The 6,298-nt window shown below is 73.7% G+C and carries 6 protein-coding genes; 3 read left to right on the top strand and 3 right to left on the bottom strand.

The window, feature by feature from the left end; all coding sequences use genetic code 11:
• A partial coding sequence (locus BM536_RS30085; RefSeq protein WP_245873875.1) for a hypothetical protein occupies positions 1–1,885 on the top strand: 1,885 nt, incomplete at its 5' end.
• Positions 1,886–2,010: 125 nt separating this feature from the next.
• On the opposite strand, the gene BM536_RS30080 is transcribed toward BM536_RS30085, so the two are convergent.
• A complete protein-coding gene (locus tag BM536_RS30080) occupies positions 2,011–2,844 on the bottom strand; it encodes a SirB1 family protein (RefSeq protein ID WP_073493119.1) in 834 nt (277 codons plus the stop codon).
• Positions 2,841–3,851, bottom strand: coding sequence for a GNAT family N-acetyltransferase (locus BM536_RS30075; RefSeq protein WP_094103740.1), 1,011 nt, complete (start codon positions 3,849–3,851; stop codon positions 2,841–2,843). The genes BM536_RS30080 and BM536_RS30075 overlap by 4 nt, the downstream gene beginning before the upstream one ends.
• Before the next feature lie 140 nt (positions 3,852–3,991).
• Between BM536_RS30075 and fdxA the strand changes: the two genes are divergently transcribed.
• Together fdxA and BM536_RS30065 are read left to right on the top strand one after the other, a co-directional pair.
• On the top strand, positions 3,992–4,312 hold the full coding sequence (gene fdxA, locus BM536_RS30070; RefSeq protein WP_007495984.1) for a ferredoxin: 321 nt from the start codon (positions 3,992–3,994) through the stop codon (positions 4,310–4,312).
• A 189-nt stretch (positions 4,313–4,501) separates the two neighbouring features.
• On the top strand, positions 4,502–5,599 hold the full coding sequence (locus BM536_RS30065; protein WP_073493117.1) for a bifunctional succinyldiaminopimelate transaminase/glutamate-prephenate aminotransferase: 1,098 nt from the start codon (positions 4,502–4,504) through the stop codon (positions 5,597–5,599).
• A 54-nt stretch (positions 5,600–5,653) separates the two neighbouring features.
• On the opposite strand, the gene BM536_RS30060 is transcribed toward BM536_RS30065, so the two are convergent.
• Positions 5,654–6,103: an ATP-binding protein gene (locus BM536_RS30060; protein ID WP_094103739.1), complete on the bottom strand. Its 450-nt coding sequence runs from the start codon at positions 6,101–6,103 to the stop codon at positions 5,654–5,656.
• Between the last annotated feature and the right edge of the window lie 195 nt (positions 6,104–6,298).

The raw sequence follows: 6,298 nt of genomic DNA, 5'->3' as shown, positions 1-6,298 counted from the left end.
GGCGCCGCGTCCGGCGGGCGGTTCGGCCGCCGGTACGCCCTCCGGTGCCCCGGCCGCCCCCGCCCCGTCCGCGACCGGCGCCAACACCGGTGCGCCCGGCGGCGCGCGTCCGGGAGCCGGCCGGCCCGGCGGTGCGGTCGGCTCCATGAGCGCACCCGGCGCCCCCCGCCCCGGCGGCACCAACGGCGCCGGGATGTCCGGTGCCACCGGCGGCCCCGTGGCTCCCGGGCACGGTGGCGGCACCGGCTCCTTCGACGTGACCGAGGCGCTCGCCGCGGGCCCCCACGGCAACGGCACCCGCCCGACGCAGGGCGGTGGCCCCGCCCAGGGCGGCGGACCGGCGCAGGGCAGTCCGGTGCAGAGGCCGATGCAGGGCGCTCCGACGCAGGGCGGCGGCTCCGGGCCGCGCCGCGACGACCTGCCGTACTTCGCCGGCGACGGGAACGGCCCAAACGGCTACCCCGGTCCGAACGGCCAGGGCGGCGGCCCCGGCGCACCCGGCGGCCCGCACGACTTCAACGGACCGGAGGGCCCCGTCGGCCGCGGTGGCCGGGGCGGCCCGCAGGGACCCGCGGGTCCCACCGGCGGCCCGGTCACCGGTGACGGTCCGATGGTGCCGCCGATGAACGGCGGCGTGCACGGCTCGGCCGCGGGCCCCGTCCACCACCCCGGCGGCGGCCTCAGCGACGACACCGCGATCCTCACCCCGCAGCAGCCGGCCCCCGAGCCCGGCCCCGGCGGCTACGGCCGCCACGACAACGTCTCCGGGAACACCGTCACCAGCGGCATCCCGGTCGTCCCCGCGGCCGGTCAGGGTCCCGGCCAGGGCGGGCCGTTCGCGCCCGGCGGGCACCCCGACGGGCCGCTGCCGCACACCCCGCCGAAGGCACCCGAGCCGGTCGCGCAGAACGCGCCCGCGGCCGCCCCGAAGAAGAAAAAGAAGAAGGGCCGCAGCAAGCTGGTCCTGCTCGGCACCCTGGTGGTGGTCGCCGCGGCCGGTGCCTACGGGGCCGGACTGCTGATGAACCACTCCGACGTGCCCAAGGGCACCACCGTGCTCGGCGTCGACATCGGCGGCGGCACCCGCGACGACGCCGTCAAGAAGCTCGACGACGCCTTCGACGGCCGGGTGAACCAGGCGCTGAAACTGTCCGTGGACGGCACCACCGTCACCCTCAAGCCGGACCAGGCGGGCCTCCAGTTCGACATGCAGGCCACCGTCGACGCGGCGGCCAAGAGCGACTACAACCCCGTCTCGGTGATCGGCTCGCTGTTCGGCGAGCACCGCGAGATCGAACCCGAGATGCCGGTCGACGGGGAGAAGCTCCAGGCCGCCCTGGAGACCGCGGCGGGCGGCTCCGGCTCGGCCACCGACGGCACGATCAGGTTCGAGTCCGGCAAGGCCGTCGCCGTCTACGGCAAGGCGGGCAAGGGCATCGACGCGGCCAAGGCCCAGACGGCCGTCGTGGAGGCCTACCGCGGCCAGGTCGAGTCCGGCACGGCCACCCCGGTGAAGGTCCCGACGACGACCAAGCAGCCGACGGTGTCCGACGCCGAGGTCGACCGGATGATGAAGGAGTTCGCCGAACCGGCGATGTCCGGCACCGTCACCGTCCAGACCGACGCCGCGCACTCCGTCCCGATGAGCCCGAAGAACTCCCTGTGGAAGTTCCTGGGCGTCAAGGCGATCGACGGCAAGCTCGTCGAGAACTACGACGAGGCCGCGCTGAAGGAGCTGTACGGCGGCGCCTTCGACGGTGTCCTGATCACCCGCGGCACCGGCCAGAAGACGCCCGTCACCGTCCAGGACGTGATCAGCGCCCTGCGCCCGGCGCTGACGAGCAGGACGGACCGGCTCGGGATCATCGACACCGACCCGAGCTGACGCGAGACAGGCACTCCAGGCCACCAGGGCACCCGGCAGCCGCGCCGGGTGCCCTTCGCTCGTGCCGGACACCGCACACCGCGTGCCAAGACACCCTGTCGCCGTGAACCACCGGGGTCCGGAACTCAGTTCAGCAGGGCCCGCGCCGCCCGCGCCTCCTGCCGGACCCGCTCCGCCAGCTCCGCGTCGACCACCTCCACCAGCCCCGCGTACTCCTCCATCTCCTCCGCCCCCTCCACGAACTGCCCGCGCTGGGCCAGCAGTTGCCCCCGCTCGTAGCGCAGGCGAGCCGGATGGGACGGCAGCAGCAGCGCCAACTCCACGGCCCACAGGGCGACGTCCGACCGCTCGGGTCGGGCCGCCGCCCACGCCCGGATGTTGTTGAGGATCCGCCGTACGACATCCAGTGTCTCGGCCGGGACCAGCATCGAGGGCTCCAGCGGGGCCCCCGTCGCCCCCGTCACCAGGACCTCGGCATCGTGGCCCGTCAGCACCCGGCCCCCGTCGAAGGGGTCGACGAGCACCTGGTCCTCCGGGGGGCCGAAGCCGACCACGAAGTGCCCCGGCAGGGCGACGCCGTACACCGGCGCCCCGGCCCGCCGCGCGACCTCGATCCACACCACCGACAGCAGGATCGGCAGCCCCCGCCGCCGCTCCAGCACCTGGTGCAGCAGGGACGACTCCAGCCGCTCGTAGTCCGCCGGCGAACCGGCGAACCCGAGCCGCTCACCGAGCAGCTCGCGCAGCGCGACCGCCCACGCGCGCGGCCCGCCCGGCCGGAACGGCACCTGCCCTGCCAGCGCGTCCAGGTCGACCTGCGCGGCGTCCAGACCGGCCTCGTCCAGCGTCCGGTCCGCCGCCGCGCCCACCAGCAGGCACAGCAGCGACAGGTCGGGCCGCTCGGACCGGGCCTCCTCGGCGAACCGCCGCCGCAGCTCGGCGCGCTCGAATCCCGTCACGTCGTACTCGCCTCCGGCCCCCGGTAGTGGTGGTAGGCGTGATGCGCCCCGAACCCCATCCCGGCGTACAGCGCCCGCGCCCCCGTGTTGTCCGCCTCGACCTGGAGCCAGGCCGCGGAAGCGCCCTCCTCCAGCGCCCGGCGCGCGAGCGCGGCCATCACCACCGTCGCCAGGCCCCGCCGCCGCTGCTCCGGATCCACCTCGACCGCCGCGAACCCGGCCCACCGCCCGTCCACGACGCACCGTCCGATGGCCGCGGGGACCGCACCCTCACCGGGCACGGACGCGAACCACACCGAGGGCCCCGATCCCAGCACCTTCCGCGCCACCTCGCCGACCCCCTTGCGCTGGTACCGCGCCAGCCACGCCCCGTCGGCCTCCCGCGCCACGCACCACACCCCCGGCCGCGGCCTCCGTCCGGTCGCGACCGGCGCCAGCGCCCCGATCCACACCTCCGCGGTCACCTCCCGCACCCACCCGCGCCGCTCCAGCTCGGCGCACAGCAGTTCCTCGGTGCCCTCGGCCCCGGTGGCGGTCTGCACGTACGCGGGCAGGCCCCGGTCGCCGTACCAGCGCCGTACGACGTCCAGGGCCCCGTCGAGGGGCAGGCCGGGGTCGCCCAGCGGGAGCACGGAGTTGGCGCGGCGGGTGAACCCGGAGGCGGCGCGCAGCTCCCACTCGCCGAGCCGCTCGCTCTCCACGGGACGCCAGGCGCGCGCGCAGACGTGGGCGAGTTCCTCGTAGGAGGCGGCCGGACCCCGGCGGCGGGCCGGAGCGGCCGGGACGACCTTCCCGGCGACCAGGGAGGATTCCGCGATACGGACGCTCTCGCCACTCTTCCGTGTGATCACCACCACACCGTTGTCCCATGATGTGAGAACACCTACCGTGTCGGTGAATTTCGCCTCGGTGACCCCAGGTTCGCTCAGGCGCCGCACGGAGACGCGTTTACCCACGTCAGCGGCGGTGATGCGAACCTCGAGACGTCCGGCGGCCGAGATTTCCACAGGTCGGTTCACCCCTCCTGTTCGGATCGTTGCCAAGAACGGAGATACTAGGGGCGGGCATCGACGACGCCGCGCTCCCGCGCGCCAGGCGGCGGAGCCTGAGGAGGCCCGCCAGCGCCCAATCGAGGAGGAACGACAGCGTGACCTACGTCATCGCGCAGCCTTGTGTCGACGTCAAGGACAAGGCGTGCATCGAGGAGTGCCCGGTCGACTGCATCTACGAGGGCCAGCGGTCCTTGTACATCCACCCGGACGAATGCGTCGACTGCGGTGCCTGTGAGCCGGTATGCCCGGTCGAGGCGATCTTCTACGAGGACGACACTCCGGAGGAGTGGAAGGACTACTACAAGGCGAACGTCGAGTTCTTCGACGAACTCGGCTCGCCCGGCGGCGCGAGCAAGCTGGGTCTGATCGAGCGCGACCACCCCTTCGTCGCCGCGCTTCCGCCGCAGGCCGAGTAGTCAGCCAAGCGGCCCGCACCAACGCGCCGCCTCGGTCCCGTACGGCCTGATCGCCAAGATCGCCGTACGGGGCCGAGGCGTTTGCCGTACCCGAGGCCGTACCCGTCAGCGGCCGTACGCGTCGCAGGACGTGTCCGCCCGGGCCGCATCCGTCATGGGCCGTGTCCGTCAGAGAGCGAGCTAAGAACCGTGTCCGCAGTTTCCGACCGTCTTCCCACCTTCCCCTGGGACAAGCTGGAGCCGTACAAGAAGACGGCCGCGGCGCACCCCGGCGGGATCGTCGACCTCTCCGTCGGCACCCCGGTCGACCCGGTCCCCGACCTGATCCAGAAGGCGCTGATCGACGCGGCGGACTCCCCGGGCTACCCGACGGTCTGGGGCACCCCGGCACTGCGCGACGCGATCACCGGCTGGCTGGAGCGGCGTCTGGGCGCCCGTGAGGTCACCCACCGGCACGTCCTGCCGATCGTGGGCTCCAAGGAACTGGTCGCCTGGCTCCCCACCCAGCTGGGCCTCGGCCCCGGCGACAAGGTGGCCTTCCCGCGCCTGGCCTACCCGACGTACGAGGTCGGCGCCCGTCTGGCCCGCGCCGAGTACGTGGCCTACGACGACCCGACCGTGCTGGACCCGACGGACCTGAGGCTCCTCTGGCTCAACACGCCGTCCAACCCGACCGGCAAGGTCCTGTCCAAGGCCGAGCTGACCCGGATCGTGGCCTGGGCCCGCGAGCACGGCGTCCTGCTCTTCTCCGACGAGTGCTACGTCGAACTGGGCTGGGAGGCGGACCCGGTCTCCGTCCTCCACCCGGACGTCAACGGCGGCTCCTACGAGGGGATCGTCTCGGTCCACTCCCTGTCGAAGCGCTCGAACCTGGCCGGCTACCGGGCCGCCTTCCTGGCCGGCGATCCGGCGGTCCTCGGCCCGCTGCTGGAGATCCGCAAGCACGGCGGCATGATGACGTCGGCGCCGACCCAGGCGGCGGTCGTGGCGGCCCTCTCCGACGACACCCACGTGCACGAGCAGCGGGAGCGCTACGCCGCCCGCCGCACCCTCCTGCGCGAGGCCCTCCTCGCCCACGGCTTCCGCATCGACCACAGCGAGGCCAGCCTGTACCTCTGGGCCACCAGGGACGAGTCCTGCTGGGACACCGTGTCGCACCTGGCGGCCCGCGGCGTCCTGGTGGCCCCCGGCGACTTCTACGGCCCGGCGGGCGCCCGGCACGTACGCGTGGCCCTCACCGCGACGGACGAGCGGGTGCGGGCGGCCGTGGAACGCCTGACGGACTGAAACGGTGGCGGGGTCCGGGGAACACCCCCTGGACCCCGCCACCACTGAAGCGCCCTAGCCGAGGGGCAGGCCCTTCGTCGGCAGCGTCTCCGCCCCCGGCAGCCCACCCTGCGTCAGCGACTCCGTCGGCAGCCCACCCTTGGTCGCCGTGGACGCGGTGTCCCCGACGAGATCCCCGGCGGAGCCCGCCGCCTCACCGGCGGCCTTCTGCGCCACCGGCGTCACCTTCTTCACGGCCTTGCCGCCGGTCTTGCCCGCGGCGGGTACGGCCTGCTCGACCGCCTTGCCACCGGTCTCGCCCGCGGTCCCGGTGACGTTCTGCGCCGCGCTGTCGACCGTGTTGCCGACGCTCGCCCCGTCCAGGGCGGTCAGGCCGCCGAGGTCGGGGGCGGCGGGCAGGCCGGGGGCCGCGCCGGCGGAGCCGGCCGCACCGACACCGGCAGCAGCTCCCGCGGCGACAAGCAGTGCGGCACGAGCGATCCTGCGGGTCAGGGGGAGGGACATGATGCTCCTTCGACGGGAGAGAACAAGAACTGTCTATGAGGTCTGTCGCCGGCGACGCAGTGACTACCGCTCGAACCCCGCGAAGGTTGCGGACGGCCGACGTAAAGAGTTGGTAATGCGTCGCATAATCAGCTCTGGATAAAAACGGGCGAAAGCCGCCCGATGTGAAAGTCCGCAAAACCCGCGGAGCCCTGT

The organism is Streptomyces phaeoluteigriseus, from assembly GCF_001896135.2.
Classification (GTDB): domain Bacteria; phylum Actinomycetota; class Actinomycetes; order Streptomycetales; family Streptomycetaceae; genus Streptomyces; species Streptomyces phaeoluteigriseus.
The sequence above is the reverse complement of the archived record's forward strand: the minus strand, read 5'-3'. Positions and strand labels throughout refer to the sequence as shown.